This is a genomic window from Pelomonas lactea (assembly GCF_043555885.1).
Lineage (GTDB): Bacteria > Pseudomonadota > Gammaproteobacteria > Burkholderiales > Burkholderiaceae_C > Pelomonas > Pelomonas lactea.
Genome location: NZ_JBIGHX010000014.1, coordinates 1 through 26,530, shown reverse-complemented (window position 1 = coordinate 26,530; position 26,530 = coordinate 1). Strand labels below are relative to the sequence as shown.

The following is a 26,530-nucleotide window of genomic DNA, read 5'->3' as shown; positions in this document are numbered from 1 at the left end:
GCGACTTGGTCCCACTCCTTCCCATCCCGAACAGGACAGTGAAACGAGTCAGCGCCGATGATAGTGCGGATTCCCGTGTGAAAGTAGGTCATCGTCAGGCTATTATTCAAAGCCAACCCCCATCAGCTCAGAGCTGATGGGGGTTTTGCTTTTGGCGGATCTGAACCCCGAGCTCAGTCGATAAGCCGATTCCGCATAAGCGTCGCCTCATGACCCTCTTGACCCGAGCGCAGCGATAGCTCAGTGCAGGTTCAGCGCGCAGCAGTGCTTGTACTTGCGACCGCTGCCGCACGGACAGGGGTCGTTGCGTCCCACCTTGGGCGTATGCCGGCGCATCGGCGCCTGGACCATGACGCCCTCGCGCCGTACAGCCTCGTAGTAGCCATAGCAGCGTGTTGCTCCGGCAATCATCATCGTGATCACCTCTTCGCGCTTGACGCTGTCCATGCTCGGCGGCCGCATCTCAGGGTCCGGGTCATGCTCGTGCACGAGCATCATCATCGGCACCAGGGCCCCGCCTTCGTCCTCGCTGTTGAGCAAGTCGCTCCAGCTGCCGGGATGCGCCTGCACGCCGCGCATGAAGCCGTGGGCCCAGTCATCGCCGCGCGCCACGCCGGTGTCGTCTTCCTGGAGGATCGGCAGGTAGACATGCGGCTCGACCAGGGTGCGCTGCAGTTCCGCAGCGATCCAGTTCCAGTGCCGCATCATCAGAGCCAGGCAGTCGGCGGCTTGCTCGTTGCCCTCGAAGACGAAGTCTTCACCCAACACCTGCTGCAACGCCTGGCTGGGCGAGACGAACACCGGCCCGCAGATCAACGCCGTGAAGTAGCCGTCCATCGACTCCAGGTTCATGGATGCGTGCCCAGCCTCCAGGATGTCGTGGAGGCGGTCGAGTTCGGGCTCGGTCAGCGGGGTAGAGGGCGGGGTAGCAGTCATGGGCGGCGTGTGGCAGCGTGGGGCGGCTCGGTGCCGCGGCATTGTCGGCGCAGCCGGCGCCTCAGATGTCCAGCACGTGCCGCAGCAACCCGAAGCCCACGCGCCACTTGGTGCCGTCGCCCGGGTCGATGCTGGCGGTGCGCTCGTTGATGCGAACGATGGTGCCGACCACGGTGTTGAGGTACTTGTCCTCGAAGGCGACCTTCTCGCCGCAGCGGAAGTCCTCGCGCGTGGGGCGAGGCGCTGCGGGTGCCGGTGCGGCTTCGGCATGTCGCGCCGCGGCGCTAGGCGCTGGCGGCTCGATGGCCGCATAGGGCAGCTTCCACTCGCGACGCTCGCGCAGGTCTTGCAGCGTGACCTGGGTGTCGCGCAGGGCCACGACCTTGACTTGACGCAGGCTGCCATCGCGCCAGTCGAGGAAGCGCACCGTCTGACCCAGGTGCATGTCCTTGCGGACCGCGATGATGCGTCGCGGGTCGGCCAGCAGGCGCTCGATCAGCGTGCTGAGCCGGAACAGCTCCAGGCTGCTGGCCTAGTGAAGGACGTCCAGCAGCCGGGGATCAATGCTCGGCCCGCTCATGCCGCCGCGCGCACTTCTGCTTCGGCGCGCTCGCTGGCGATGTTCCACGGCAGCAGCTCGTCGATGCGGTTCACCTTGAAGCGCGCCGGCACGTACTCCAGGTGCTCTGAGACGTCGGCGCCGATGCTGCGCAGCCGGCCACCGCAAGCGGTTCAGCCGCAGGACTGGCCTGCGGCTGCATCGTGATGCGCCGTACGGGTGACGGGGCGAAGCTCGCACTGTTCGCGAGGCAGGTGCTCCGGCAGGCTGCGGTCGATGTTGCCCGCGTTGGCCGCCGCTGCGGTGGCCTTGCGCACCGGCAACTGCTCCAACGCGACGGGCTCGATGAGGCTGGCCTGCAGGTCGAATCGCTCGCTGGAGACGCCGAACTGCGCGCGCGTGCGGCGTGCCAGTTGCAGCTTGAGCTTGTCGGCCATCAGCTTGCGCCGCTGCACCTCGCTGGCACTGACGCGCAGTTGCTGCTTGAGCAGCTGCGCGTCATCGAGCAATTGGCTGATCGGGTCGGTGTCCTGCGGCACGAACCTCAGTGTGCGACAGGGGCAGCGCGGCTGCATCGGGATCACTCCCGAGAAGGCGCTGCCTATGCAGCCAGTTGAGGTGAAGTCGTGCGAGTCGGCATGCGCCAGTCGATGCCTTCCAGCAGCATCGACAGTTGCGCAGCGCTCAGTGCAACGCGACCGTCGACAGCCTGCGGCCAGACGAAGCGGCCGCGCTCCAGGCGCTTGGCCAGCAGCATCAGTCCCTGGTCGTCGAACCACAGCACCTTGATGATGTCGCCGCGCCGGCCACGGAAGACGAACACGTGGCCATCGAACGGATTGGACGCAAGTGCCGTCTGCACCACGGCGGCCAGGCCGTCGAAGCCCTTCCTCATGTCGGTGTGGCTGGCGACGAGCCACACGCGCGTGCCCGATGGAAGGCCGATCATGCGAGGCTGCGCAGCGCGGTGAGCGATCCCAGAAGACTCTCCTGGTCGACGGCGCCTCGCAGTCGCAGCCGGGCCCCGGCGAAGTCCAGTTCGATGCTGTCGGTGCTGGTCCTAGTTGTGATCGATGCCGGCGCCTGTGCCATCGACCTCGATGTGCCGCTCAACGGGGCCGAGGCGAGCGTGATGGGCAGCAACAACGGCGTCGAGGCTTGCGCAGTGCTTGAGTCGGCGGCCTCAGCGGCGCGATGCTCTCGCCGCCATTTGAACACCAGGTTGGCGTTGATGCCGTGGGCCATCGCGATGCTGGCGACGGATGCGCCTGGCTGCAAGCATTGCCGGACCAACGCGCGCTTGAGCTTGGGGCTGTGGTCGCGCCGCCGGCGCCTGGAGGGTGTGTCTTGATCGGCCATGGTGCGCGTTAGCGATGCCTGATGCACACCATCTCGGGTGCGCAGGATCAGACGATCTTGCTCACGACGCCACCGCCATGCCAGAGGGGCGTGAGGCCACGCTTACGATTCCGCCGGGCCAACGGATTGCGAATTGATGGCCATGCTGAATCGGTCATTGCGCTGCGGCCTTGCTCCAGCGCGCCCCTCGGCGTGCCGCGGCCTCGCTGCCCAAGGCGCACGTGGTCCACCTATTCCGCGCCTGGTGCGCCCCGCAGGGCAAGCTCCAGCCGGCTGCTGACCTCGGCCATCGCGCTGGCGATGCGCTGCAGTTCCACTGCTGGCGTTCCTTCCGTCATCAGCGTCACGACTTCCGCCTGGATGGCCGCGGTGCGGGTGGCCATCTCTGCACCGGCGGGCGTGAGACTCAGCCGCTTCACGCGGCCATCGGCGGGGTCAGGCTGCCGGCTGATCCAGCCGCGCGCTTCCAGGTCGCCAAGCAACCCGCTGATGTGACTCTTGGCCGTGAAGCAGCGCGCTGCCAGCGCCTGTTGGCTCATGCCCGGCTGCCGTCGCAGATTGATCAGGATCTCGTGCTCAGAGGTTTTCACGCCGGCCGCCGCCAGCCGGGCTGCGATCAGCTCGCTGCACAAGTGGTAGGCGCGCACGACCGACAGCCAGGTTCGGGTGGCCGTGTCATCGGCGGGTGCAGCAGGGAGCAACTCAGCCATGGCTTGTCGAACGTTCGGAAATGAACTATCTTGTTCGCTACTGAACTAGTTTAAGGCGATCATGAACTTGTGGTTCCGGCTGATCTGGGCGCTGCTGCGCGCGTGGCGCCTGCCCGCCATCGAACCCGGCGCGGTCATCGAACGCAGGCTGCGGGTATGGCCGGGTGACCTGGACATCAATGGCCACATGAACAACGGCCGCTATCTCACCATCATCGACCTGATGCTGGTGGAGTATTTCGTGCGCAGCGGCTTCGCCCGCGTGATGGTGAAGGCCGGCTGGAGGCCGATGAGCGGCGGCGCGGTCATCAGCTATCGCAAGGGCCTGCAGCCTGGCCAGCGCTACCGGCTGCGCTTTTCGCTGGCGGGCGCCAACGAGGCCTGGAACTTCATGCGCTTCGAGTTCGTGCGCGACGACGGCACGCTGTGCGCCGCCGGCTACATGAAGGGTGCTGCCGTGGCCAGGACGGGTCTTGTGCCGAATCGGGAAAGCTATGGACGGCTGGGCCTGAGCTTCGAGCCGGGCGAGTTGCCTGCCGCGGTGCAGCACTGGTTGTCCGCCGAGCGCGCGCTGGTGGCTGACGCCGTACTCTGACCCGCCCATCGGGCGTCGGCGCCAGGACGGCGCCCACAAAAGAACAAGCCGCGCAGGTGCGCGGCCTGGTGAGCGGCTCCGGAGCCCGCCGTCTTTCCCGGCGTCCCAGGAAAGACGGTCTGCTGATCAAACGTTGAACAGGAAGTGCAGCACGTCGCCATCCTTGACGACGTATTCCTTGCCTTCCGCACGCATCTTGCCGGCGTCCTTGGCGCCCTGCTCGCCGCGGTACTGGATGAAGTCGTCGTAGGCGATGGTCTGGGCGCGGATGTAGCCGCGCTCGAAGTCGGTGTGGATGACGCCGGCGGCCTGCGGGCCGGTGTCGCCGATGCGGATGGTCCAGGCGCGCACTTCCTTCACGCCGGCCGTGAAGTAGGTCTGCAGGCCCAGCAGCTTGAAGGCGGCGCGGATCAGGCGGTTCAGGCCGGGCTCGTCCTGGCCCATCTCGGCCAGGAACATCGCACGGTCCTCGTCTTCCATCTCGGCCAGTTCGGCCTCGGTCTTCGCGCAGATGGCCACGACGGGGCCGTTCTGCGCCGCGGCGTATTCCTTCAGGCGATCCAGGAAGGGGTTGTTCTCGAAGCCGTCCTCGGACACGTTGCCGACGAACATGGCCGGCTTGGCCGTGATCAGGCACAGCGGCTTCAGGATGGCCAGCTCTTCCTTGCTGAAGTCGATGGTGCGCACCGGCTTGGCCTGGTCCAGCGCGGCCTGGCACTTCTCCAGCACCTTGACCAGCGCGATCGCTTCCTTGTCGCCGGCGCGGGCCACCTTGTTGTAGCGGTGCAGGCTCTTCTCGACGGTGCCCAGGTCGGCCAGGCACAGCTCGGTCTGGATGACCTCGATGTCGGAGATCGGGTCGACCTTGCCGTTGACGTGGATGACGTTGGGGTCCTCGAAGCAGCGCACGACGTTGACGATGGCGTCCGTCTCACGGATGTGCGACAGGAACTGGTTGCCCAGGCCTTCACCCTTGCTGGCGCCCGCCACCAAGCCGGCGATGTCGACGAACTCGACGACAGCCGGCAGCACGCGCTCGGGCTTGACGATCTCGGCCAGCGCCGCCAGGCGCGGGTCGGGCAGCTCGACGATGCCGACGTTGGGCTCGATCGTGCAGAAGGGGTAGTTCTCGGCGGCGATGCCGGCTTTGGTCAGGGCGTTGAAGAGCGTGGACTTGCCGACGTTGGGCAGGCCCACGATGCCGCATTTGAGGCTCATGGCGGGACTTTCTGGTGGGGATGGCGGCTCGCCGCGAGGGCGGCGCCGAAGGGCAGGATTTTAGTCGCCCCGCAACCTCAGGGCCGCGGCCGTCATGCGGTCATACCCCGCTGCCTACAATTGAGCGATGCAAAGCGTGGACGTGTTGGTCAAGGGGCGAGGTGCGGTGGGCAGCAGCCTGGCGCTCAGCCTGGCTGCCCAGGGGCTGACGGTTGGCATGGCGGGCTCTCCCGAGCCGGCACGTGCCGGCGACGTGCGGACCTATGCGCTCAACGCCGCCTCGGTGGCGCTGCTGACGGAGCTGAAGGTCTGGGACAGCCTGCCCGCGCACGCGGTGAGCCCGGTCTACGACATGGTGGTGCAGGGCGACGCCACCGGCGAGCAGGCGGCGGGCCGGCTGAGTTTCTCCGCCTGGCAACAGGGGCTGCGCGAACTGGCCGTCATCGTCGATGCCGCCGCGCTGGACGCGCAGCTGGCAACGGCACTGCGTTTCTCGCCGCATGTGCACAACGTTGCCGACAACACGACAGCCGCGCTGACGGCGCTGTGCGAGGGGCGTGAGTCGGCGGCGCGAGCGGCGCTTGGCGTCGCGTTCGAACCGAAGGCCTACGGCCACCGGGCGCTGGCGGCGCGGCTCGCGTCTGACCGTGCCCACCAGGGCGTTGCGCGGCAGTGGTTCCGGCCGGGCGGCGAGGTGTTGGCGCTGCTGCCCTTCGAGCAGCCCGTGCCCGGCGCGTCCTACGGCCTTGTGTGGTCCTGCGCGCAGGAGCGGGCCGAGCAGCTGCAGGCCTTGCCGGTCGAAGAGTTCGAGCGCGAGTTGAATGCCATCACCGGTGGCGCTGCCGGTCAGCTCACGCTGGGCAGTGACCGTTCCAGCTGGCCGCTGGCGCTGGCGCGAGCCGATGCGGTCAGCGGCCCCGGCTGGGTGCTGCTGGGTGATGCGGCGCACATCGTCCATCCGCTGGCGGGCCAGGGCCTGAACCTGGGGCTGGGTGATGTGGCGGCGCTCACGCGCGTGCTGGCAGACCGCGAAGCCTGGCGCCCCTTGGGCGACGAGAAGCTGCTGCGCCGCTACGCCCGCGAGCGGCTGGCACCCACGCTGGCCATGGGCGAGCTGACGGACGCCCTGCAGCGGCTGTTTGCGCACGCGTCGCCGGCCGCGCAGGGGCTGCGCAACCGCGGCCTGGACGCGCTCGATCAACTCACCCCCGTCAAGCGCTGGTTGACCCAGCGCGCCCTCGGGCTCTAAACCGCAACCGCTCACCTCCGCATCGTGCAGTCCATCGTTGTCCGTTTTCTGGCCGGCGCACTTGCCGCCGCCTGCCTGCCCGCCCTGGCCAACGAGGCGGCCATCCGCAAATCGCTGGTCGAGCGCATGCCCAACGCGCCCAAGATCGACGAGGTGCGGCCGTCGGCCATGCCGGGCCTCTGGGAGCTGCGCATCGGCAACGAGGTGCGCTACACCGACCCCACCGGCAGCTTCCTCATCGAGGGCGACCTCATCGACCTCAAGGCCAAGAAGAACCTGACCGAGGAGCGCGTCAACCAGCTCAACCGCGTGGACTTCGCGGCGCTGCCGTTCAAGGACGCCGTGGTCTGGAAGAACGGCAACGGCAAGCGCCGCATCGCCGTGTTCGCCGACCCGAACTGCGGCTTCTGCAAGCGCTTCGAAGCGTCGCTGCAGGAGCTCAAGGACGTGACGGTCTATACGTTCCTGATCCCCATCCTCGGCGGTGACTCGCCCGACAAGGCCCGCGCCGTCTGGTGCGCCAAGGACCGCACGGCCGCCTGGCTGGGCTGGATGCTGAAGAACGAGGCGCTGCCCAAGGCCGCCGCCAGCTGCGACTCCGCCGCCATCGAGCGCAACCTCGCGCTGTCGCGCAAGATCCACGTGACGGGCACGCCGGCCATCCTGCTGGAAGACGGCAACCGCATCCCGGGCGCCGTCGGCGCCGTCGAGCTGGAGCGCCGCCTGCAGGTGCTGGCCGCGCCGGCCAGCAAGTCCTGAGCGCGATGAACGCCGACACCCGCCTCCTCGCGCACCGGCTCGCGTACGCCGGCCTCGTCCCCTTCGTGCTGGGCTGCCTGCTGATCTGGCTGATCGGCGGCCGTGACCTCGACCAGCACACCTTCGTCAGCCTGGCGCTGTCGGGCTATGCCGGCCTCACGATCTCGATGCTGGGCGGCATCCACTGGGGCCTGTCGTTCGCGCGCGGGCTGCCGGGGCGCCAGCCGCTGGTGTGGGGCACCGCGGCCATGTCCATGGGCTGGCTGGGCGTGCTGATGCCGCCCTATGCCGGCCTGGCGCTGCATGGCGGCGTGCTGATCGCCTGCTATGTCGTGGATCGTCGCGTCTACCCGCAACTGGGCGCCGCCGACTGGCTGACGCTGCGCTTTCGGCTCACGCTGGTCGCGTCGCTGAGCTGCTTCCTGGCCGCCGCGGGCAGTTGATGGCCGGCCCGCGCTACCGCATCGACCTGGCCGACCTGGCCGCCCACCGCTACCGCGTCACGCTGACGCTGCCCGCCCCGGCCGCGGAGCAGCGGTTCAGCCTGCCGGTGTGGATCCCGGGCAGCTACCTCGTGCGTGAGTTCGCCAAGCACCTGAGCGGCATGACGGCCCGCCAGGGCACGCGCGAGCTGCCGCTGGAGCAACTGGACAAGGCCACCTGGCGCGTGCGCTGCACGGGCCGCGCGGCGCTGGTGCTGAGCTACGACGTCTACGCGTTCGACGCGTCGGTGCGCACCGCCTGGCTGGACAGCCAGCGGGCCTTCTTCAACGCCAGCAGCCTGTGCCTGCGGGCCCATGGCCGCGAGGCCGACGCGCATCGCCTCGAGCTGGCACGCGTGCCCAGGGGCTGGCGGGTCGCCACCGAGATGCCGGAGGGCGACGCCGGCTTCGAGGCGGCGGACTACGACGAGCTGCTGGACCACCCCTTCGAGATCGGCCCGCACTGGCAGGGTGAGTTCATGGCGGCCGGCGTGCCGCACCGCGTCGTCGTTGCCGGCGCCTGGCCCAGCTTCGACGGCCAGCGGCTGCTGGCCGACGTGCAGCGCATCTGCGAGGCGCAGATCGCCTTCTGGGGCGAGGCGCCGTTCGAGCGCTACACCTTCATGCTGTGGGCGCTGGACGACGGCCACGGCGGCCTGGAGCACCGCGCCAGCACGGCGCTGATCTGCGCCCGGCGCGAGCTGCCCACGGCCGCCGAGGGCGCGTCGCCCAGCGACGGCTATGCGCGGCTGCTGGGCCTGTTCAGCCACGAGTACTTCCATGCGTGGAACGTGAAGCGGCTGCGGCCCGCGGAGTTCGCGCGCTTCGACTACCAGCGCGAGAACTACACCGAGCTGCTGTGGTTCTTCGAGGGCTTCACGAGCTACTACGACGAGCTGTTCCTGCGCCGTGCGGCACTGGTGGACGACGCCCGCTACCTGAAGCTGCTGGCCGCCTCCGTCAACGGCGTGCTGGCCGCGCCGGGCCGCCAGGTCCAGCCACTCAGCACAGCCAGCTTCGAGGCCTGGACCAAGTACTACCGGCCCGACGAGAACAGCCCCAACACGACCAGCAACTACTACGCGCAGGGCGCGCTGGTCGCGCTGTGCCTGGACCTGAGTCTGCGGGCGCGCAAGTCCAGCCTGGACGCGCTGATGCGCCGGCTGTGGCAGGCCAGCCAGGGCGGCCCGGTCAGCGAGGCCGACATCCTGGCCGCCGTCGCGGCGCTGGGCGGTGACGTACTGGCCGGCCAGTTGCACGACTGGGTGCATGGCACCGGCGAGCTGCCACTGCGCGCGCTGCTGAAGACCCACGGCGTGGACTGGCGCGAGGACGGCCGCCAGACCGTCGCCCAGCGGCTGGGCCTGCGCGTGCGCGAGGCGGCGCTGACCGGCATCCACGTGACGCATGTGCTGTCGGGCGGCGCGGCCGAGGCCGGCGGCGTCAACGCGCGTGACGAGATCCTGGGCGCCAACGGCTGGCGGCTGCGCCGGCTGGATGATGCACCGGCGCTGCTGGCGGCGGGCGACACAAGGCTGCGCCTGCTGGTGAGCCGCGACCAGCGGCTGCTGGAGCTGGACGTGGCGCTGCCGCCCGCCCGGCCTGCGTCGGTGGCGCTGGCACCCGCCGACGGCGCGCAACCGGCCCGCCGCCGCTGGCTGGACACCTGACCTCGCCATGAAGACGCCGCGGCCGCCGTGGCTGCTGGTGCTGGCCGTGCTGGCCCTGCACCTGCTGGCCGGCCACGAGGTGCAGCGCATCCAGGAAGGCTGGCGCCACGATGGCCCGCCGCCGGCGCCGCCGCGCCTGCAGGTGGACTTCGTCAGGGAAATGGTGCTGCAGGCGCCGGCCGCGGTTGCGGCGTTGCCGCCTGCCGCGCCGCTCAAGCCCGTGCCACCTGCGGGCGACGCGCTGGCGCCCGCGGCGGCGCTGCCGGCATCGGCGCCCGAACCCCGGTCCGAGCCGGTGGCCGAGGCCGCTTCCGCGCCCGCGGACCTGCCGCCCACCGCCGTCGCGCAGGCCGCCTCGGCGCCGCCCAGCGACGAGCCCGGCCCCGAATGGCCGCTGTCCACACAGCTGACCTATGCGCTGACGGGCCACTACCGCGGCCCCGTGCACGGCCAGGCCCAGGTGGAGTGGCTGCGCAAAGGGCGCGACTACCAGGTGCACCTGGACGTGGCTGTCGGGCCCAGCTTCGCGCCGTTCATCACGCGGCGCATGAGCAGCCAGGGCCAGCTGACGCCCGAGGGCATCGCGCCGCAGCGCTACGACGAGGAGACCCGGCTCATCCTCGGCGAGCCGCGCCGCGCCAGCGTCTTCTTCCTGGCTGCCGAGGTGCAGCTCGCCACGGGCGTGCGCGAGCCCGCGGGCCGCGGCGCGCAGGACTCGGCCAGCCAGTTCGTGCAGCTGACCTGGCTGTTCATGACCGGCCGCGAGCCGCTGCAGGCGGGCCGTGTCGTGCAGTTCCCGCTGGTGCTGCCGCGCAAGCAGTACCCGTGGCAGTACGAAGTGCTGGGCGAGGAGGTGCTGGACACGCCGATGGGGCCCGTTGCCAGCTGGCACGTCCGGCCCACGCCGGCCACGCAGGCGCAGGTGGGCGGGGGTGACCTCGTCGCCGAGGCCTGGCTGGCGCCGTCGCTGCAATACCTGCCGGTGCGGCTGCTGATCCGCCAGGACACGCAGACCTACATCGACCTGATGCTCAAGAGCGCGCCGCTGCAAGTCGCGCCAGAATCGACCAACGACATCCCCAGGAGATTGAGCCGATGACCTACGAGAACATCCTGACCGCCGTGCACGGCGAAGGCCCGCGCAAGACCGCGCTCATCACGCTGAACCGCCCCAAGGCGCTGAATGCGCTGAACGACCCGCTGATGGACGAGCTGGGTGCGGCGCTGCTGGCCTTCGACGCGGACGACGGCATCGGCTGCATCGTGCTGACGGGCTCCGAGCGCGCCTTCGCGGCCGGCGCCGACATTCCCACCATGCTGCCGCACACCTTTGTCAGCGCGTTCACGAGCGGCCTGCTGTCCAAGAACTGGGAAACCATCCTGCAGGTGCGCAAGCCCGTCATCGCCGCGGTGGCCGGCTTTGCCCTCGGCGGTGGCTGCGAGCTGGCGATGATGTGCGACTTCATCATTGCCGCCGAGACCGCCAAGTTCGGCCAGCCCGAGGTCAAGCTGGGCGTCGTGCCGGGCGCCGGCGGCTCGCAGCGCCTGCCGCGCGCGGTAGGCAAGAGCAAGGCCATGGACATGATGCTGACCGCCCGCATGATGGATGCCACCGAGGCCGAGCGCGCGGGGCTGGTGTCGCGCGTCGTGCCCGCGGACAAGCTGCTGGACGAGGCGCTGGCCGCGGCCGAGACCATCAACGGCTTCAGCGCACCGTCGGTGGCCATCATCAAGGAACTGGTCAACCTGGCCTACCAGACCCCGCTGCGCGACGGCGTGGCCGTGGAGCGCCGCTACTTCCATGCGCTGTTCGGCAGCCACGACCAGCGCGAGGGCATGGAAGCCTTCCTGGCCAAGCGTGCCCCCCAGTTCGAACATCGCTGATTGATTGGTTTTGTGGCGGAGCAGTGACGATCTAGGGGTAACTGTTTGCGTTGGGTGAATAGTCAGTTCATGTGAGCCTAGTGTTTCTACTGAGTCGGGCTGCCTACAGTTCAGGCCATGGACACCGCGGTCGCGATGTCCGAATGACCCAAGCAGGACCTTCCTGCCCGACCCGAAGGAGCCCGTCATGAGCAAGCTGTCCACCGTCATCGCCGCCACCCTGCTGATCGCCGCAGGCGCCGCCTCCGCCCAGACCACGCCGCTGACCCGCGAGCAAGTCATCGCCGACCTCGTGGCCGCCCGCAACAGCGGCGAGCTGGCCGCCATCCAGGGTGAGAAGGGTGTCGAACTGACGACCCCGGCCAGCGCCAAGGCGGCCGCCGTTGCCACCAGCAAGCTGCCCCGTCAGGCCGTGCTGACCGTCAAGCCCGCCGAAGCCCGCAGCGTTGACCAGGTGGTGGCCGACCACGGCGAGAACGCCGCCCGCGAACTCGGTGATTTCCCTGCCCCGGTGACCCGCCGCGCCACCGCCGTTGCCGGCCGCTGAAACAAAGCGGTTTCAAGCCGATGAAAGGCGACCCGTGAGGGTCGCTTTTTTGTTGCCCGCGTTCCTAGAATCCGCGGCCCGAACCGAACGGGCGTTGGAGACAAGATGCGCAGACAGCAGATGTGGGCAGCGGCGACGCTGGTGATGAGCTCGATGACAGCGTTGGCGGCGGGCCCCGTGGTGGGTGTGAGCTGGTCCAACTTCCAGGAAGAGCGCTGGAAGACCGACGAGGCCGCGATCAAGGCCGAGCTGGCCCGCCTGGGCGCGAGCTACGTGAGCGCCGATGCCGGCGGCTCGCCGGAGAAGCAGATCGGTGACGTCGAGTCCCTGCTGGCCAAGGGCGCCAAGGTGCTCATCATCCTGGCGATGGACAAGGATGCCATCGTCCCCGCGCTGAACAAGGCCAAGGCGCGCAAGGTGCCCGTGGTGGCCTATGACCGCCTGATCGAAGCGCCCGAGGTCTTCTACCTGACCTTCGACAACCGCGAGGTCGGCCGCCTGCAAGCCAAGGCCGTGCTGGCCGTGAAGCCGCAGGGCCGCTACGTGATGATCAAGGGCTCGCCCAGCGACCCCAACGCCGACTTCCTGCGCGCCGGCCAGCAGGACGCGCTGGCGGACGCGGTGAAGAAGGGCGACGTGAAGATCGTCGCCGAGGAGTACACCGACGGCTGGAAGCCCGAGGTGGCGCAGAAGAACATGGAGCAGATCCTCACCAAGCTCAAGGGCGGGGTGGATGCGGTGGTCGCCAGCAACGACGGCACCGCCGGCGGCGCCATCGCCGCGCTGGCCGGCAAGGGCATCAAGGGCGTGCCCGTCAGCGGCCAGGACGCCGACCACGCCGCGCTCAACCGCGTGGCGCTGGGCACGCAGACCGTGACCGTCTGGAAGGACTCGCGCACGCTCGGCAAGGAAGCCGCGTCGGCCGCGGTGCAACTGGCCAGCGGCCAGAAGGTGCCGGGTGCGGCCGCCTGGGCCGGCGGCGAGCGCAAGGTCAGCCTGCAGGCCAAGTTCCTGGCCCCCGTGGCCATCACGCAGGCCAACCTGGGCGACGTCATCAGCGCCGGCTGGGTGCCCAAGGCCGTCGTTTGCAAGGGCGTCGACGCCGCCAAGGCCCCGGCCGCCTGCAAGTAAGGACCCCGATGAACGCCCAGACCCAGCGGCTCGCCGTCATGGCGGCCGTGCTGGTGGCGATCGCCATCGGCTTTCATGCGCTCACCGGCAGCTTCCTGACGGCGGAGAACCTCTACAACATCGCCCAGCAGACGGCGGTCGTCGGCATCGTCGCCAGCGGCATGGCGCTCATCATCGTCGCGCGCCAGATCGACCTGGCCGTGGGCTCGCTGCTGGGCGCCGTCGGCGTGCTGATGGCCTGGTTGCAGTACAGCCAGGGCTGGTCGGTCGGCGCGTCGCTGCTGGCCGGGTTGGCGTTTGCGCTGCTCATGGGCCTGTTCCAGGGCTGGCTGTCGGCCGTCATCGGCATCCCGTCCTTCGTCGTCACGCTGGGCGGGCTGGTGTCGCTGCGTGGCGTGGCCTTCCTGGTGGCTGACGGCAAGACCCAGCCCGTCACCGAACCCTGGCTGCTGGCGCTCGGCGGCGGGCTGGACGGCTCACTCGGTGAGCGCGGCAGCTGGATCCTGGGCGCGGCGCTGATCGCGGTGATCTGGGGCTGGCAGATCGTGCAGCGCCGGGCGCTGCAGCGCGCAGGCGGCACGCCGGACGGCAAAGCGGGCCTCATCCCCGGTGTGCTGGGCACGCTGGCGGTGATCGCGGTGGTCGCGGTCTTCAACGCCTACAGGATCGACGGCCAGGAGCAGGGCCAGGGCCTGCCGCTGCCGCTCGTCATCTGGGCAGCGGTGGTCATCGTGCTCGCCTTCATCGCGAAGCACACCCGCTTCGGCCGCTACGTCTACGCCATCGGCGGCAACCCCGACGCGGCGCGGCTGGCCGGCATCCCGGTCAGGCGCGTGATGATCCAGCTGAACCTGCTGCTGGCTGCGCTCGTCGCGCTCGCTGCCGTGGTGGCCATGGCACGCCTGAATGCCGGCACCAACTCGATGGGCACCGGCATGGAGCTGACCGTCATCGCGGCGGCGGTGATTGGCGGCGTGAGCCTGGCCGGCGGCAGCGGCAGCGTCGCCGGCACGGTGCTGGGCGCGCTCATCATCCAGAGCATCGACAGCGGCCTGCTGCTGACCGATGTGTCCATCGGATGGCGCATGGTGGTGCTGGGCCAGGTGTTGGTCGCGGCGGTGGTTTTTGATCGCGTGGTGCAGAAATGACGGCCCTCCTGGAAGTGCGCGAAGCGCGCAAATCGTTCGGCGGCGTGCATGCGGTCGATGGCGTCTCCTTGAGCCTGGCGCCCGGCGAGGTGCTGGCCGTGCTGGGCCACAACGGCGCGGGCAAGTCCACGCTGATGCAGATGCTGGCCGGGGCGCTGCCCTTCGACGGCGGCGAGCTGCATCTCAACGGCAACGCGGTGAAGTTCGCCAGCCCCGCCGACTCGCGCGCGGCCGGCATCGAGACCATCCACCAGAAGCTGGCGCTGGCCGACAACCTGGACTCGGTCGCCAACCTGTTCCTGGGCCGCGAGCTGCGCACGCGCTTCGGCCTGCTGGACGACGCCGCCATGCGCGCGGCGGCCGTGCCGCTGTTCGCGCGGCTGAACCCCAACTTCAAGAACATCGCCGACCCGGTGATGTCGCTGTCGGGCGGCCAGCGCCAGGTGGTGGCCATTGCGCGCGCGCTGCAGTTCAAGGCCCGCGTGCTGATCATGGACGAGCCCTGCGCGGCCTTGGGCCCCAGCGAAACGGCCATGGTGCACGACTTGATCCGGCGCCTGTCTGCCGAGGGCGTGGGCATCCTGCTCGTCACGCACGACATGCCGGACGTGTTCGCGCTGTCGCACCGGCTGATGGTCATGAAGAACGGCCGCCCGGTGGCCACCTGCCGCACGGCGGACGTCAACGAGGACGAGGTGCTCGCGATGATCATTGCGGGCAAGGCCCCCGCGGCGGCCGCCGCCTGAACCACCGCGCTACAGCTGACCGAGTTAAAGGCTGTATTTATATACAGTATCATGCGCCGCGTGAGGCGTGGCTGGTGACCGCAACAGTGGCGATGAACTGTCGCCACTGCCACGGCGCCAGGCCGCCGATGGCTCAGGAACTCGCGATGCGCTGTGACTACGAACCCTTGACGGATGCCGACCGCATGCTGGCGGCGTTCGGTGTGGCCCCGCTTGCCGACAGCGCCTTGGGCGCGCCGGCCGCCTTCATCGTGCCAGCAGAGGCGCCGGATGCCGGCACGCTGGGCGTGCTGCGTCCCGGCTGTTTCGGCCTGCTGCCGCCCGCGTTGCGGGGCGGTGGGGACGCGCTGCGGGTACGGGAATGCCGCGTCGAGACGATGAAATCCAACCCGACCTGCCGGGAAAGCTGGTGGGCCGCACGCCGCTGCGTCGTGCCGGTGGCGCGGCTGACGACCTGGTGCCACGACACGGGCCGGCCACAGGCCTGGGCCATCCAGCGGGCCGACGGGGATCCGCTGGGCCTGGCCGGCCTCTGGAGCGAGACGATCGATGCCAGCGGCGCGCCAATCGCAGCGTTCTGCGTGCTGACGCTGGGGGCGGCGGGGCACCCGGTCTTTGGCCGGCTGGCGCCACCGATGTCGCAGGACCCGCGCATGCCCGTCATCCTGGGCGGTGCCGCGCAACGGCAGTGGCTGCAGGGCACGTGGGCGGATGCCGAGCGGGTGCTGCTGCGCCTGCCAGCCGAGCTGCTGAGCGCCGGCCCGCTGGAGGCGAGCGATCCGGCCGCGCAACGCACGCCTCCCGGCGTGGGGGTGGCGGACCTGTTCGAAGGGGAGGGCTGGCTGCCCGTGCCGGCCCGCCAGCGCCGTGAGGCGCCCCGCCGCGTGACGCGGCCGCGGGCGGTGATCCCGGCCGGCCCGGTGACCGGCGACCTGTTCGCCTGAGGCGGCTCAGGCTTCCGGGCGCAGGGCCGGAGAGATCACGACTCCCGGCACAAGGACGGAGCGATCAGGCTTCCCGGCGCAAGGCCGGAAGGATCAGACTTCCCGGCGCAAGGCCGGGAAGAGGATGACGTCCCGGATCGACGGCGAGTCGGTGATGAGCATCATCAGCCGGTCGATGCCGATGCCGCAGCCGCCGGTCGGGGGCATGCCGTACTCCAGCGCGCGGATGAAGTCGGCGTCGAAGAACATCGCCTCCTCGTCGCCGGCGTCCTTGTTGGCCACCTGCGCGTGGAAGCGTGCGGCCTGGTCCTCGGCGTCGTTCAGCTCGGAGAAGCCGTTGGCGTACTCGCGGCCGGTGATGAAGAGCTCGAAGCGCTCGGTGATCTTCGGGTCGCTGTCCGACGCGCGGGCCAGCGGCGACACCTCGACGGGGTAGTCGATGATGAACGTCGGCTCCCAGAGCTTCTCTTCCACGACAGCCTCGAACAGGCCGAACTGCAGCTCGGCCAGGCTCCAGCGGGCCGGCGCTTCTTCGCCTGCGGCGACGATCTTCGCGCGCAGCACGTCGACGTCATCCGCCTCGGCCTCGGTCAGGCCGGCGTACTTGATGAGCGAGTCACGGACAGATACGCGCGCGAACGGCTTGTCCAGCGCCACAGGCTTGCCGGCGTAGGTCAGCGCGGCGCTGCCGGTGGCGGCAATGGCCGCATGGCGCAGCACGGCCTCGGTGAAGTCCATCTGGTCATGATGCGTCCAGTACGCCGCATAGAACTCCATCATCGTGAACTCGGGGTTGTGCCGGACCGAGATGCCTTCGTTGCGGAAGTTGCGGTTGATCTCGAACACGCGCTCGAAGCCGCCCACCACCAGGCGCTTGAGGTAGAGCTCCGGCGCGATGCGCAGGTACATCTCCTGGTCCAGCGCGTTGTGGTGCGTGACGAAGGGCTTCGCGTTCGCGCCACCGGGGATGGGGTGGAGCATGGGCGTTTCGACCTCCAGGAAGCCGTGGTCCACCATGAAGCTGCGGATGGCCGACACGGCCTTGGAGCGCGCGGTGAAGCGCTTGCGGGCGTCTTCGTCGGTGATCAGGTCGACGTAGCGCTGGCGGTACTTCTGCTCCTGGTCGGTCATGCCGTGGAATTTGTCCGGCAGCGGGCGCAGGCTCTTGGTCAGCAGGCGCAGCGTCGTGACGGCCACCGACAGCTCGCCGGTCTTGGTGCGCATCAGCGTGCCCTCGGCGCCCAGGATGTCGCCCAGGTCCCAGTGCTTGAACGCGTCGTAGACCTCGGGGCCCACGTTGTCGATGGTCACGCGCAGCTGGATGCGGCCCGTGGCGTCCTGCAGCGTGCAGAAGCTGGCCTTGCCCATCATGCGCTTGAGCATCATGCGGCCGGCCACCGTGACCTTGACCGCCTGGGGCTCGAGCTCCTCGTTGGGGATCTGGCCGTACTGGGCCTGCAGCGGCTCGGCGCGGTGCTGGGGCTTGAAGTCGTTGGGGAAGGGCACCGCCGTGGCGGCCCGCAGCGCGGCCAGTTTGGCGCGGCGCTCGGCGATCAGTTGGTTGTCGTCGGCGGCGGGGGTGGGAGGGGTCGTGGTCATTGCGGGCCTTCAGTCGAACCGGCGATTCTAGAATCTCGCGCCCCCTATGAGCCTGACGCGCGCCACTCTCACCCTTCTTGCCGGCAGCGCGCTGGCCCAGGCCCTGCCGCTGCTGCTGGGGCCGTGGATCGCGCGGCTGTACACGCCGGCGGAGTACGGGCAGTTCTCGCTGCTTTGGACGGTGGCCAGCAACCTGGCCGTCGTCGGCTGTGCGCGTTACGAGTTTGCGCTCGCGCTGGAGACGAGCGAGAAGGGCGCTGCCGCGCTGCTGGCGCTGTGCCTGCGCGTGCTGCTGGCGACGACGGCGACGGCCATCCTCGTCGGCGCGGCCTGGATGTTCTGGGCCGACCTGCCGGTGGCCGCCGCGTTGCCGCTGGCCGTGCTCGCGCTGGCGGCCAGCCAGGCGCTGGCGCAGTGGGCGGCGCGGGCGGGTGAGTTCGCCACGCTGGCCCGGGCGCGCGTCGTGCAGTGGGGCGGCGGTGCCGTGGCGCAGCTGGGCTTTGGCCTGCTGCATGCCGGGCCCTGGGGCCTGGTGGGCGGGGCCACGCTGGCCACGGCGGCCGCCGCGGTACTGCAGGCGCGGCCCGCGCCCGCCGGCGGCTGGCGTGGTCTGCTCCAACCCCAGCCGCTGCGCGAGATCGCGAGGAAACACCATGACTTCCCGCTGCTGAACACGCCGCATGCGTTTGCCGGCGCGCTGCAGGACACGCTGGCCATCGCGCTGCTGACGGCCTGGCTGGGCGCGCCCGAGGCGGGCGCGTGGGCACTGGCGCTGCGCTACCTGAAGGCGCCGGCGTCGCTGGTGGGCGGCTCGTTGTCGCAGGCGCTGTACCCGCGGCTCACGCAGTCCACGAATCTGGCCGAAGCCCGCGCGCTCGTGCGCCGCAACCTGCTGCTGCTGGCCGCCATCGCGCTGCCGCTGATGGGCGTGCTGCTGGCTTTCGGGCCTTGGCTGTTCGCCACCGTCTTCGGCCCCGAGTGGCGCGGCGCCGGTGAACTGGCGCGTTCGCTGGCGCCCTACATCGCGCTGCACTTCATCGCGTCGCCGCTGTCCGTCGTCACGATGGCCTGGGGCGCACAGGCCTGGGCGCTGAAGCTCGCGCTGGTGGGGCAGGTGATGTTCATCGGCGGGCTGGCCGTTGGGCTGCAGCTGGGCGGCCTGGCCGGCGCCGGCTGGGGCGTGTCGGCGGCGATGCTGCTCTACTTCGGCTACTTTTTCTGGTCGCTCTGGACCTGGGACTGATGCGCGTCTTCCTCAATCGTCTGCGTCGCCGCCTGGTGCGGCTGATCGGCTTTCGCATGCTCTTCGGTGAGACGGGTGCGCCGTATTCGCGCATCGCGCCCAGCACCTGCATCGAGGGCGAGGCGGGCCTGGAGCTGGCCGACCACGTCTTCATCGGCCAGTTCAATTTCATCGACGCCAGCGCCGGCCTCCTCATCGAGGAAGGCGTGCAGATCACCAACTTCTGTTCCATCGTGACCCACACCACGCACAACGCGCTGCGCATCAACGGCCGGCGCTTCGCGGTCGTCGGCGGCGAGCCGCCGGGCTACGTCAAGGCGCCGGTGCGCCTGGGCGCCTACAGCTTCGTCGGCCCGCACAGCCTCATTGAACCCGGCAGCGTGCTGGGCAAGGGCGCCATGCTGTGCGCCTACTCGCAGCTGCGCGGTGTGGCGCCGGACTTCGCCATCATGGCCGGCCAGCCGGCGCGCCAGGTGGGTGACACGCGCGAGCGCGACGCGGCGCTGCTGGCGCGTCACCCCGAACTGCGCGAGGCCTACGAAGCCTGGGCCGGAAAATCATGAGGCCCCCACGTTCACTTGGTTCACTGCCCCCCGAGGGGGCGCGCACCGCCCTCCGGGCGGCCGAGCGGGCGGTGCAGCCATGAGCTTGGGTGGTGGTCTCAAGCTCGTCCTCATCGGCGATGGCGAAAGCCCGCACCTGCTGAAGTGGGCGCGCGCGCTGAAGCCCCGCGTGCAGCTGCACGCGATCTCGTCGCGCGGCTTCCTGCCGGAGTTCCAGCAGCTGCTGCCGGATGCACAGCGCCTCGCGTTGAACACCGAGCCCGACCACGCCGGCGGCAACGTCGCGCTGATCAAGCAGTTGCCCAAGATGGGCGCCTGGCTGGCCGAGACCGATGCCGACTGGCTGCACGCGCATTACCTGACCTCGCACGGCTCCCTGGCCTGGGCTGCCAAACTGGGCTGGCGGCTGCGCGCGCAGATCGCCGGCTCGGCCTGGGGCAGTGACATCCTCGTGACGCCGCAGCGTGGCGGGGCCTGGCGCTGGATGACGAAGAAGGTGCTGCGCAGCTGCGCGCTCGCGACGTCCGACTCGCTCTACATGACCGAGCGCATGCGCGAGCTGGGCGCCGGTGAGGTCATGACCTTCCCGTTCGGCCTGGAAGCCCTGCCCAAGCAGAGCGCAAAGAAGCAGCCGTGGCTGTGTTTCGCGAACCGGGGCCTGGAGCCCATCTACCGGCCTCACCTCGTCATCGACGCGTTCGCGGGCATTGCCGCCGCGCAGCCCGAGGCCCGCCTCGTGGTGGCCAATGACGGCTCGCTGCGGCAGGCCCTCGAGGCCGACGTGTCGGCACGCGGCCTGGCGGACAAGGTGACGTTCGTGGGCCGGTTGGATGCCGCGACGCAGGCGGCCCACTACGCCCGGTCGACCTGGTTCCTGAGCCTGCCCGAAAGCGACTCGGTGTCGGTGTCGGTGCTGGAGGCCATGGCGCACGGCTGCGTGCCGCTGCTGTCCGAGCTGCCGGCCAACCGCGAGGTGATCGGGGACTCCGCGCGCGGCCTCATCGTCGGCGCGCTGGAAGACCTGCCGGTGCGCATGGCCTCGCTGGACGCGGCCAGGCTCGGCACCATCAACCGCGACTGGGTCGCCGCGAACGGCCTGTTCGAGCCGCATGTGCAGCGCTTCCTCACCCGGCTCAAGGAGCTGACCCCGGCATGAGGATCCTGCTTGTCAACCACTACGCCGGCTCGCCGCGCCATGGCATGGAATTCCGGCCCTACTACCTGGCCCGCGAGTGGGTGAGGGCCGGGCACGAGGTCACCATCGTCGCGGCGTCGTACTCGCATGTGCGCGCCGTCCAGCCCGAGGTGCCGGGCCTGCCGGTCGAGGAGCTCATCGACGGCATCCGCTACCGCTGGCTGCCCACGCCGCAGTACGCGGGCAACGGCGTGGGCCGGCTGCGCAACATCCTGTCCTTCCTGCGCCAGCTGCGCGCCGACGCATGGCGGCTGACGCGCGAGATCCGGCCCGACGCGGTCATCGCGTCCAGCACCTACCCGATGGACGTCTGGGTGGCCAAGCGGCTGGCCAGGCTCGCCAAGGCCAAGCTGGTCTACGAGGTGCATGACCTGTGGCCGCTGTCGCTGATCGAGCTGTCCGGCATGTCGCCGCGCCACCCGTTCGCGCTGATGTGCGGCAAGGCCGAGGCCGATGCCTACCGGGACGCCGACGTGGTTGTCTCCATGCTGCCCTGCGTGCACGAGCACATGGCGTCAAGGGGATTGGACCTCGCCAAGCTGCACATCGTGCCCAACGGCTTTGCGCCCGAGGAATGGCAGGGCGAGTCAGCGCCGCTCGGGGCGACGCTGCAGGCGCATCTGGACGCCGAGCGCGCAGCCGGCCGCGTCGTCGTCGGCTATGCCGGCTCCATGGGCCTGCCCAACGCGCTGGACGTGCTGCTGGATGCAGCGGCCAAACTCAAGGACGCGCCTCTCAGCTTTGTGCTGGTCGGCAGCGGCCACGAGGCCGAGCGGCTGGCTGCCCGTGTCACCGCCGAGGGCCTAGCGAACGTACGCTTTTTCGCGCCCATCCCGAAGGCGCAGATCCCGACGCTGCTGGGCCACTTCGACATCGCCTACATCGGCTGGCAGCGCACGCCCATCTACCGCTTCGGCATCGCGCCCAACAAGCTCATCGACTACCTGATGGCGGGTCGCGCCGTGCTGCATTCCGTCGAGGCCGGCAACGACCCGGTGGCCGAGGCCGGCGCTGGCCTGACCGTGCCGCCGGAAGACGGGGACGCCGTCGCGCAGGGCCTGCTGAAGCTGGCCGAGCTGTCGCCCGCCGAGCGTGCCGCGATGGGCGAGCGCGGCCGTGTGTTCGCGATGGCGCATCACGCCTTCCCCGTGCTGGCCGCGCGCTTCATCGAGGCGCTGCGATGAGCGAGCTTGACGCCATTGCCCAGCGCTACGCCCGCCGTGATGCCGGCGACCGCTACAGCCTGCTGCGCCCGGAGGTCTGGCAGATGTGGCAGGAGCGCCAGCGCGCGCTGCTGAAGCTGCTCGCGCGGCGCCCTGGTGTGCCGGTCGACTGGCGCGCCACCGAGGTCGGCTGCGGCGCCGGCGGCAACCTGCTGGACCTGCTGCGGCTGGGTCTGCGGCCTGAGCACCTGACCGGCATCGAACTGCTGCCGGAGCGCCTGTTGGCAGCCCGCGCTGCGCTGCCTGAAGGCGTACGGCTGCTGGTGGGCGATGCCTCCAGCGCCGACGTTGCGCCCGGGAGTCAGGATCTGGTCCTGCAGTCCACGGTGTTCTCGTCCATCCTCGACGACGCGCTGCAGCAGCAGGTGGCCGACGCCATGTGGCGCTGGCTGAAACCCGGCGGCGCCATCGTCTGGTACGACTTCACCGTCAACAACCCGCGCAACCCCGACGTGCGCGGCGTGCCGCTGGCGCGCGTGCGCGAGTTGTTCCCGCACGGCCATTTCACGGCGCGCCGCGTGACACTGGCGCCGCCTTTGGCGCGCGCGCTGCCTGCGGCCTATGCGCTGTTCAACCTCGTGCCATGGCTGCGTACCCACCGCCTGGTCCTGATCGAGAAGCGCTGATGCGCGAAAATCCAGTCCGATGAGCTCCCAGCCCTTTCTTCCCTTTGCCCTGCCCGACATCGGCGACGACGAGATCGCCGAAGTGGTCGACACGCTGAAATCCGGCTGGATCACGACCGGCCCCAAGGCCAAGCGCTTCGAGCAAGCCTTCGCCGAGTTCCTCGGTGACCCGCAGATCGAATGCATCGCCGTCAACTCGGCGACTGCCGGCCTGCACCTGGCGCTGGAGGCTATCGGCCTGGGCCCGGGCGACGAGGTCATCACGACGACGCACACCTTCACGGCCACCGCCGAGGTGGTGCGCTACCTTGGCGCCGACGTGAAGCTGGTGGATATCGATCCCGCCACGCTGAACATCGACATCGCCGCCATCGAGGCCGCGATCACGCCGCGCGCCAAGGCCATCATGCCGGTGCACTACGCCGGCCTGGCCGTGGACATGATCGCGATCCTGGACATCGCACGCCGCCACGGCCTGCGCGTCATCGACGACGCCGCACATGCGCTGCCGACCACGCTGGAGAAAGAGCTGATCGGCACGCTGGGCACCGACGCCACGGTGTTCAGCTTCTACGCCAACAAGACGATGACGACGGGCGAGGGCGGCATGCTGGTCACCCGAAACCCGGAGCTGGCCAAGCGTGCGCGCGTCATGCGCCTGCACGGCATGAGCCGCGACGCCTTCGACCGCTTCACGGCCAAGGTGCCCAGCTGGTACTACGAGATCGTGGCACCGGGCTTCAAGTACAACCTGACCGACATCGCAGCGGCGCTGGGGCTGCATCAGCTCAAGCGGCTGCCGGCTTTCCAGCAGCGCCGCGAACAGATTGCACACCGCTACCACGAGGCATGGGCCGATCTGCCGTTGATCCTGCCGCCCGACGCGCCGGAAGGCGACACGCACAGCTGGCATCTGTACGTGCTGCGCCTCGCCGACGACGCAGGCCTGGACCGGGATGCCTTCATCGAAGGCATGTTCGCCGCCGGCATCGGCTGCAGCGTGCACTACGTGCCGCTGCACCTGCACCCGTACTGGCGCGACCGCTATGGCTTGACACCTGAGATGTTCCCGCACTCGCAAAAGGCCTATGAGCGTACCGTCAGCGTTCCGCTGTACACGGCGATGAGTGACGCCGATGTCGAGCGCGTGATCACCGCCGTGCGCGGCCTGCTGGCCTGACCACGCCTTGGCTAAGCGCCTGTTCGACTTGATCTGCTCGGGGTTGGGTTTGCTGCTGCTCTGGCCTGTGCTGCTGGCAGCCGCCCTATGGATCAAACTCGACTCGCCTGGCCCGGTGCTATTCCGGCAGACCAGGGTTGGTCGTCATGGGGTGCCTTTCACGATCCACAAGTTCCGTACCATGCGCGCGGCGCCCGGCGCGCAGATCACCGTGGGCGAGGACCCTCGAATCACCCGTGCAGGCCGCCTGCTGCGTGCGAGCAAGCTCGACGAGCTGCCGCAACTGTGGGACGTGCTACGTGGCGTGATGAGCCTCGTCGGCCCGCGCCCCGAGGTGCCGCGCTATGTGGCGCTGTACCCTGCAGAGCTTCGCGAAGTGGTGCTGTCGGTGCGGCCAGGCATCACCGACCCGGCCTCGCTGTGCTTTCGCAATGAAAGTGAACTTCTCGCCAAAGCCACCGACCCTGAGCGCGAGTATGTTGAGGTCGTGCTGCCGGCCAAGCTTCGGCTGGCGGCCGACTACGTGCACAGCGCCAGCCTGATTGGCGATGTCCGCTTGATCCTCGCCACGCTCGGCGCGCTGAAGAATTGAGAGCCTGACGATGAACTGGTTGTCCCTGGATGCGTGGCTGACGCGCATCCGTCCCCACCGTGAAGCGCTGGCGCTCGGACTGGACATGGCAGCCGTGGCCATTGCATGGCAGGCGACCTACCTGTTCCGGCTGGGCTTCGAACGCTGGTTCAGCGCGCGACCTGACTACGACCATTGGGTGCTTCTCGGCGCGGTAGTTATTTACGGACTGCTCTTGAAGCTGCTCCAGGTGCCCAAGGGCATGTGGCGCTTCAGCGGCTTTGGCGAGATCAAGCGGCTGGCGGTCGTGTGCGTGGCGTCGGGCCTCATCGTGGCTGTTGCCGTGCTGATGGCCCAACTGACCAAGGTGCCTCGCGCCGTGCTGGCTCTGCACCCCGTGTTCACGCTGATGGCGCTGGCGATGATGCGCATGGGCTACCGCATGTTGTACGAGCACATGCGCAGCCGAATCAGTGGCAGTGCGCAGGAGCAGCGGCGCGCGCTGGTCATGGGAGCAGGTGATGCCGGCCGACTGCTGGTGGCGGGTATCCAGCACAGCCAGGGCTGGGTGGTGGTGGGTTTCCTTGACGACGCACCGGAGAAGCGTGGCGCCCGAGTAGCCGGCGTGCCGGTGCTGGGCCGGCTGGAGGAGGCGCCGCGATTTGCCGAGCTCCACGGCATCACGCATCTCGTCGTGGCCATGCCGGCCGCCACCCTGAGCCAACGTCGCCGCGCGCTAGATCTGGCCGGCCGCGTCGGTCTGCCAGTACTGACCGTGCCCAGCAGCCAGGAGTTGCTGGCCGGCCATCACGTGGACCAGGTGCGTAACATCGAGCCCGAGGATCTGCTGGGACGCGAGCCGGTCGAGCTGGACGAGGGCGGCATCAGCGAATGCCTGAGCGGCAAGGTGGTGCTGATCACAGGCGCCGGTGGGTCTATTGGATCCGAACTGTGCCGGCAGGTGGCGCGCTATGGCCCGTCGAAGATCGTGCTGTACGAACTGAGCGAGTTCGCGCTGTACACGATCGAACAGAAGCTGGGAGAGACGTTCCCGCACATCCCGCTGGTGCGCCTCATCGGCGACGTGAAGGATCTGGAGCACCTGCGGCGAGTCTTCGGCAAATTCAGGCCGCAGATCGTGTTCCATGCGGCAGCGTATAAGCATGTGCCTCTGATGGAGGAGGAGAACGCTCCGGCGGCATTGCGGAATAACACACTGGGGACTTATCACGCGTGTCTGGCGGCGGCCGAGCAAGGGGCTGAACGCTTCGTGCTGATCTCGACAGACAAGGCCGTCAATCCGACCAACGTGATGGGCGCGACCAAGCGCGCCGCTGAGCTTGTGATCAGCCATATGGCAGGGCAGGGCCATGCGACCAAGTTCATGGCGGTGCGCTTTGGCAACGTGCTTGGATCGAGTGGCAGCGTGATCCCGAAGTTCAAGGAGCAGATCGCTAAGGGAGGGCCGGTGACAGTGACCCATCCTGAGATCACACGATTTTTCATGACCATCACGGAGGCGGCACGTTTGGTCGTCCAGGCGGGCGTGATCGGTGAGTCGGGGCAGGTGTTCGTACTCGACATGGGCGAGCCTGTGAAGATCGTCGATCTGGCGAAGACGATGATTCGGTTGAGCGGCAGGCATCCCCCCGAGATCCGGATCGAGTTTTCGGGTTTGCGGGCAGGAGAAAAACTGTACGAAGAACTGCTCGCGGACGAGGACACCACGTTGCCTACACGCATCCCAACATTGCGTGTCGCGCGCATAGGCAGCCAGATGCCGGGCAGCCATGAGGTTGTCCAGTTGCTGACGGCGTTGGGCGCCGGTCTGGGCAACGGAGACGGTGCGGCAATTCGAGCACTGCTGGCGCAACTGCCATTGAACTATCGCGGCGGGCCGACGCCGGTGGATGCGTGAGTTGCCGCGGCCCATAGAATGCAAGGCTGGCCTTATTGGCCAGCGCCTTTGCCTGCTTGGCTGGCAGCGATGACGACTGAGCTCCCACCCTTCCGTGCCCGATCCGAAGCCGCATGTGTGCGCGGGAATTGCTTGTGCAAAGGGGCGAGGCCTGTCACGCGCTTCTTCAGGAGTGCGTCCGCAGCGATTGATTGTGCTTGTCCAGTCGCAGCAGTGACGGGAAAGCAACGATCTCCGGCAAGGTGTGTCGTTTGCAATCCTCAGATTGGGTGCTGACGGATTTGTCTATGTTTGGATATTGTTGAAGGCGAAGGTATGGAGTTGACGATTGCGGTTGTTGGCCTTGGTTACGTGGGCCTGCCCCTGGTGGTGGAGTTCGGCAAGCAGATGCGCACCATCGGCTTCGACATTGCCAAGAACAAGGTCGAGGCCTGCCAGCGCGGCACCGACCCCAGCCGCGAACTGACCGATGAGG

28 protein-coding genes, 1 rRNA gene and 2 pseudogenes are annotated in these 26,530 nt (G+C 69.0%); 22 read left to right on the top strand and 9 right to left on the bottom strand.

Annotation, left to right across the window (positions count from 1 at the left end; all coding sequences use genetic code 11):
* Window positions 1–100: ribosomal RNA gene (gene rrf / locus ACG04Q_RS25470) — 5S ribosomal RNA — on the top strand; the annotation flags it as partial.
* A gap of 140 nt (window positions 101–240) precedes the next feature.
* Here rrf and ACG04Q_RS25465 read toward each other — a convergent pair.
* The 7 genes and pseudogenes from ACG04Q_RS25465 to ACG04Q_RS25435 all read right to left on the bottom strand — a co-directional run bounded on the left by ACG04Q_RS25465 (window position 241) and on the right by ACG04Q_RS25435 (window position 3,501).
* Window positions 241–936 carry a UPF0149 family protein gene (locus ACG04Q_RS25465; RefSeq protein WP_394514690.1) on the bottom strand — a complete coding sequence of 232 codons (696 nt, stop codon included), beginning with the start codon at window positions 934–936 and terminating at the stop codon, window positions 241–243.
* 61 nt (window positions 937–997) lie between these two features.
* Window positions 998–1,381 (bottom strand): hypothetical protein, encoded by a 384-nt coding sequence (locus ACG04Q_RS25460; protein ID WP_394514688.1) that lies wholly within the window; start codon window positions 1,379–1,381, stop codon window positions 998–1,000.
* A gap of 131 nt (window positions 1,382–1,512) precedes the next feature.
* Window positions 1,513–1,653: pseudogene (locus ACG04Q_RS25455) on the bottom strand (hypothetical protein); the annotation flags it as partial.
* A gap of 15 nt (window positions 1,654–1,668) precedes the next feature.
* On the bottom strand, window positions 1,669–2,034 hold the full coding sequence (locus ACG04Q_RS25450) for an IS66 family transposase (RefSeq protein ID WP_394514686.1): 366 nt from the start codon (window positions 2,032–2,034) through the stop codon (window positions 1,669–1,671).
* A gap of 62 nt (window positions 2,035–2,096) precedes the next feature.
* Entirely contained in the window at window positions 2,097–2,444 is a 348-nt protein-coding gene (tnpB, locus tag ACG04Q_RS25445; RefSeq protein WP_394514684.1) for an IS66 family insertion sequence element accessory protein TnpB, read from the bottom strand.
* Entirely contained in the window at window positions 2,441–2,854 is a 414-nt protein-coding gene (gene tnpA, locus ACG04Q_RS25440; RefSeq protein ID WP_394514682.1) for an IS66-like element accessory protein TnpA, read from the bottom strand. Before tnpA ends, tnpB begins: the two co-directional genes overlap by 4 nt.
* 230 nt (window positions 2,855–3,084) lie before the next feature.
* Window positions 3,085–3,501 (bottom strand): MarR family winged helix-turn-helix transcriptional regulator, encoded by a 417-nt coding sequence (locus ACG04Q_RS25435; RefSeq protein WP_394514680.1) that lies wholly within the window; start codon window positions 3,499–3,501, stop codon window positions 3,085–3,087.
* Between the two features lie 124 nt (window positions 3,502–3,625).
* Between ACG04Q_RS25435 and ACG04Q_RS25430 the strand changes: the two genes are divergently transcribed.
* Window positions 3,626–4,159 (top strand): thioesterase family protein, encoded by a 534-nt coding sequence (locus ACG04Q_RS25430; protein ID WP_394514679.1) that lies wholly within the window; start codon window positions 3,626–3,628, stop codon window positions 4,157–4,159.
* A 126-nt stretch (window positions 4,160–4,285) separates the two neighbouring features.
* On the opposite strand, the gene ychF is transcribed toward ACG04Q_RS25430, so the two are convergent.
* Window positions 4,286–5,377 carry a redox-regulated ATPase YchF gene (gene ychF, locus ACG04Q_RS25425; protein ID WP_394514676.1) on the bottom strand — a complete coding sequence of 364 codons (1,092 nt, stop codon included), beginning with the start codon at window positions 5,375–5,377 and terminating at the stop codon, window positions 4,286–4,288.
* 127 nt (window positions 5,378–5,504) lie between these two features.
* On the opposite strand from ychF, the gene ACG04Q_RS25420 reads away from it, so the two are divergent.
* The 11 genes from ACG04Q_RS25420 (at window position 5,505) to ACG04Q_RS25370 (ending at window position 15,937) form a co-directional block, all read left to right on the top strand.
* Window positions 5,505–6,626, top strand: a complete 1,122-nt coding sequence (locus tag ACG04Q_RS25420; protein WP_394514674.1) for an FAD-dependent monooxygenase — start codon at window positions 5,505–5,507, stop codon at window positions 6,624–6,626.
* Window positions 6,627–6,659: 33 nt separating this feature from the next.
* Window positions 6,660–7,385, top strand: a complete 726-nt coding sequence (locus ACG04Q_RS25415) for a DsbC family protein (RefSeq protein ID WP_394514692.1) — start codon at window positions 6,660–6,662, stop codon at window positions 7,383–7,385.
* A gap of 5 nt (window positions 7,386–7,390) precedes the next feature.
* The gene (locus ACG04Q_RS25410) at window positions 7,391–7,828 is read left to right on the top strand and encodes a DUF3429 domain-containing protein (RefSeq protein ID WP_394514672.1); all 438 of its coding nucleotides are present in this window, start codon (window positions 7,391–7,393) and stop codon (window positions 7,826–7,828) included.
* The gene (locus tag ACG04Q_RS25405) at window positions 7,828–9,537 is read left to right on the top strand and encodes a M61 family metallopeptidase (RefSeq protein WP_394514671.1); all 1,710 of its coding nucleotides are present in this window, start codon (window positions 7,828–7,830) and stop codon (window positions 9,535–9,537) included. The genes ACG04Q_RS25410 and ACG04Q_RS25405 overlap by 1 nt, the downstream gene beginning before the upstream one ends.
* 7 nt (window positions 9,538–9,544) lie before the next feature.
* Complete coding sequence (locus ACG04Q_RS25400) at window positions 9,545–10,636, top strand: DUF3108 domain-containing protein (protein ID WP_394514669.1); 1,092 nt, start codon at window positions 9,545–9,547, stop codon at window positions 10,634–10,636.
* Window positions 10,633–11,421 carry an enoyl-CoA hydratase gene (locus ACG04Q_RS25395; RefSeq protein ID WP_394514667.1) on the top strand — a complete coding sequence of 263 codons (789 nt, stop codon included), beginning with the start codon at window positions 10,633–10,635 and terminating at the stop codon, window positions 11,419–11,421. Before ACG04Q_RS25400 ends, ACG04Q_RS25395 begins: the two co-directional genes overlap by 4 nt.
* A gap of 187 nt (window positions 11,422–11,608) precedes the next feature.
* Window positions 11,609–11,968: a DUF4148 domain-containing protein gene (locus ACG04Q_RS25390; protein WP_394514666.1), complete on the top strand. Its 360-nt coding sequence runs from the start codon at window positions 11,609–11,611 to the stop codon at window positions 11,966–11,968.
* A 105-nt stretch (window positions 11,969–12,073) separates the two neighbouring features.
* Window positions 12,074–13,099, top strand: coding sequence for a substrate-binding domain-containing protein (locus ACG04Q_RS25385; RefSeq protein ID WP_394514663.1), 1,026 nt, complete (start codon window positions 12,074–12,076; stop codon window positions 13,097–13,099).
* Window positions 13,100–13,107: 8 nt separating this feature from the next.
* Window positions 13,108–14,247 carry a sugar ABC transporter permease gene (locus ACG04Q_RS25380; protein WP_394514660.1) on the top strand — a complete coding sequence of 380 codons (1,140 nt, stop codon included), beginning with the start codon at window positions 13,108–13,110 and terminating at the stop codon, window positions 14,245–14,247.
* Window positions 14,244–14,993: an ATP-binding cassette domain-containing protein gene (locus tag ACG04Q_RS25375; protein ID WP_394514657.1), complete on the top strand. Its 750-nt coding sequence runs from the start codon at window positions 14,244–14,246 to the stop codon at window positions 14,991–14,993. The genes ACG04Q_RS25380 and ACG04Q_RS25375 overlap by 4 nt, the downstream gene beginning before the upstream one ends.
* Window positions 14,994–15,160: 167 nt before the next feature.
* Window positions 15,161–15,937, top strand: a complete 777-nt coding sequence (locus tag ACG04Q_RS25370; RefSeq protein ID WP_394514654.1) for an SOS response-associated peptidase family protein — start codon at window positions 15,161–15,163, stop codon at window positions 15,935–15,937.
* A gap of 93 nt (window positions 15,938–16,030) precedes the next feature.
* On the opposite strand, the gene lysS is transcribed toward ACG04Q_RS25370, so the two are convergent.
* Entirely contained in the window at window positions 16,031–17,536 is a 1,506-nt protein-coding gene (lysS, locus tag ACG04Q_RS25365) for a lysine--tRNA ligase (protein WP_394514652.1), read from the bottom strand.
* 46 nt (window positions 17,537–17,582) lie between these two features.
* Between lysS and ACG04Q_RS25360 the strand changes: the two genes are divergently transcribed.
* From ACG04Q_RS25360 to ACG04Q_RS25320, 9 genes and pseudogenes are all read left to right on the top strand, one after another.
* Complete coding sequence (locus tag ACG04Q_RS25360; RefSeq protein ID WP_394514650.1) at window positions 17,583–18,779, top strand: lipopolysaccharide biosynthesis protein; 1,197 nt, start codon at window positions 17,583–17,585, stop codon at window positions 18,777–18,779.
* Window positions 18,779–19,342, top strand: a complete 564-nt coding sequence (locus tag ACG04Q_RS25355; protein ID WP_394514648.1) for an LbetaH domain-containing protein — start codon at window positions 18,779–18,781, stop codon at window positions 19,340–19,342. The genes ACG04Q_RS25360 and ACG04Q_RS25355 overlap by 1 nt, the downstream gene beginning before the upstream one ends.
* Before the next feature lie 79 nt (window positions 19,343–19,421).
* Window positions 19,422–20,498 (top strand): glycosyltransferase, encoded by a 1,077-nt coding sequence (locus ACG04Q_RS25350; RefSeq protein WP_394514645.1) that lies wholly within the window; start codon window positions 19,422–19,424, stop codon window positions 20,496–20,498.
* Complete coding sequence (locus ACG04Q_RS25345) at window positions 20,495–21,721, top strand: glycosyltransferase family 4 protein (RefSeq protein WP_394514642.1); 1,227 nt, start codon at window positions 20,495–20,497, stop codon at window positions 21,719–21,721. The genes ACG04Q_RS25350 and ACG04Q_RS25345 overlap by 4 nt, the downstream gene beginning before the upstream one ends.
* Window positions 21,718–22,386, top strand: coding sequence for a class I SAM-dependent methyltransferase (locus ACG04Q_RS25340; protein WP_394514640.1), 669 nt, complete (start codon window positions 21,718–21,720; stop codon window positions 22,384–22,386). Before ACG04Q_RS25345 ends, ACG04Q_RS25340 begins: the two co-directional genes overlap by 4 nt.
* A 19-nt stretch (window positions 22,387–22,405) precedes the next feature.
* The gene (locus ACG04Q_RS25335) at window positions 22,406–23,566 is read left to right on the top strand and encodes a DegT/DnrJ/EryC1/StrS family aminotransferase (protein WP_394514638.1); all 1,161 of its coding nucleotides are present in this window, start codon (window positions 22,406–22,408) and stop codon (window positions 23,564–23,566) included.
* A gap of 7 nt (window positions 23,567–23,573) precedes the next feature.
* Entirely contained in the window at window positions 23,574–24,158 is a 585-nt protein-coding gene (locus ACG04Q_RS25330) for a sugar transferase (RefSeq protein ID WP_394514636.1), read from the top strand.
* A gap of 10 nt (window positions 24,159–24,168) precedes the next feature.
* A complete protein-coding gene (locus ACG04Q_RS25325; RefSeq protein ID WP_394514634.1) occupies window positions 24,169–26,055 on the top strand; it encodes a polysaccharide biosynthesis protein in 1,887 nt (628 codons plus the stop codon).
* A 315-nt stretch (window positions 26,056–26,370) separates the two neighbouring features.
* Window positions 26,371–26,530: pseudogene (locus ACG04Q_RS25320) on the top strand (nucleotide sugar dehydrogenase); the annotation flags it as partial.

Bases quoted from the DNA above. Each gene is read 5' to 3' on its own strand.
- ACG04Q_RS25465 (WP_394514690.1), bottom strand. From the start codon at position 936: ATGACTGCTACCCCGCCCTCTACCCCGCTGACCGAGCCCGAACTCGAC.
- ACG04Q_RS25460 (WP_394514688.1), bottom strand. From the start codon at position 1,381: ATGCACCTGGGTCAGACGGTGCGCTTCCTCGACTGGCGCGATGGCAGC.
- tnpB (WP_394514684.1), bottom strand. From the start codon at position 2,444: ATGATCGGCCTTCCATCGGGCACGCGCGTGTGGCTCGTCGCCAGCCAC.
- tnpA (WP_394514682.1), bottom strand. From the start codon at position 2,854: ATGGCCGATCAAGACACACCCTCCAGGCGCCGGCGGCGCGACCACAGC.
- ACG04Q_RS25430 (WP_394514679.1), top strand. From the start codon at position 3,626: ATGAACTTGTGGTTCCGGCTGATCTGGGCGCTGCTGCGCGCGTGGCGC.
- ychF (WP_394514676.1), bottom strand. From the start codon at position 5,377: ATGAGCCTCAAATGCGGCATCGTGGGCCTGCCCAACGTCGGCAAGTCC.
- ACG04Q_RS25420 (WP_394514674.1), top strand. From the start codon at position 5,505: ATGCAAAGCGTGGACGTGTTGGTCAAGGGGCGAGGTGCGGTGGGCAGC.
- ACG04Q_RS25410 (WP_394514672.1), top strand. From the start codon at position 7,391: ATGAACGCCGACACCCGCCTCCTCGCGCACCGGCTCGCGTACGCCGGC.
- ACG04Q_RS25405 (WP_394514671.1), top strand. From the start codon at position 7,828: ATGGCCGGCCCGCGCTACCGCATCGACCTGGCCGACCTGGCCGCCCAC.
- ACG04Q_RS25400 (WP_394514669.1), top strand. From the start codon at position 9,545: ATGAAGACGCCGCGGCCGCCGTGGCTGCTGGTGCTGGCCGTGCTGGCC.
- ACG04Q_RS25395 (WP_394514667.1), top strand. From the start codon at position 10,633: ATGACCTACGAGAACATCCTGACCGCCGTGCACGGCGAAGGCCCGCGC.
- ACG04Q_RS25390 (WP_394514666.1), top strand. From the start codon at position 11,609: ATGAGCAAGCTGTCCACCGTCATCGCCGCCACCCTGCTGATCGCCGCA.
- ACG04Q_RS25385 (WP_394514663.1), top strand. From the start codon at position 12,074: ATGCGCAGACAGCAGATGTGGGCAGCGGCGACGCTGGTGATGAGCTCG.
- ACG04Q_RS25380 (WP_394514660.1), top strand. From the start codon at position 13,108: ATGAACGCCCAGACCCAGCGGCTCGCCGTCATGGCGGCCGTGCTGGTG.
- ACG04Q_RS25375 (WP_394514657.1), top strand. From the start codon at position 14,244: ATGACGGCCCTCCTGGAAGTGCGCGAAGCGCGCAAATCGTTCGGCGGC.
- lysS (WP_394514652.1), bottom strand. From the start codon at position 17,536: ATGACCACGACCCCTCCCACCCCCGCCGCCGACGACAACCAACTGATC.
- ACG04Q_RS25360 (WP_394514650.1), top strand. From the start codon at position 17,583: ATGAGCCTGACGCGCGCCACTCTCACCCTTCTTGCCGGCAGCGCGCTG.
- ACG04Q_RS25355 (WP_394514648.1), top strand. From the start codon at position 18,779: ATGCGCGTCTTCCTCAATCGTCTGCGTCGCCGCCTGGTGCGGCTGATC.
- ACG04Q_RS25350 (WP_394514645.1), top strand. From the start codon at position 19,422: ATGAGCTTGGGTGGTGGTCTCAAGCTCGTCCTCATCGGCGATGGCGAA.
- ACG04Q_RS25345 (WP_394514642.1), top strand. From the start codon at position 20,495: ATGAGGATCCTGCTTGTCAACCACTACGCCGGCTCGCCGCGCCATGGC.
- ACG04Q_RS25340 (WP_394514640.1), top strand. From the start codon at position 21,718: ATGAGCGAGCTTGACGCCATTGCCCAGCGCTACGCCCGCCGTGATGCC.
- ACG04Q_RS25335 (WP_394514638.1), top strand. From the start codon at position 22,406: ATGAGCTCCCAGCCCTTTCTTCCCTTTGCCCTGCCCGACATCGGCGAC.
- ACG04Q_RS25325 (WP_394514634.1), top strand. From the start codon at position 24,169: ATGAACTGGTTGTCCCTGGATGCGTGGCTGACGCGCATCCGTCCCCAC.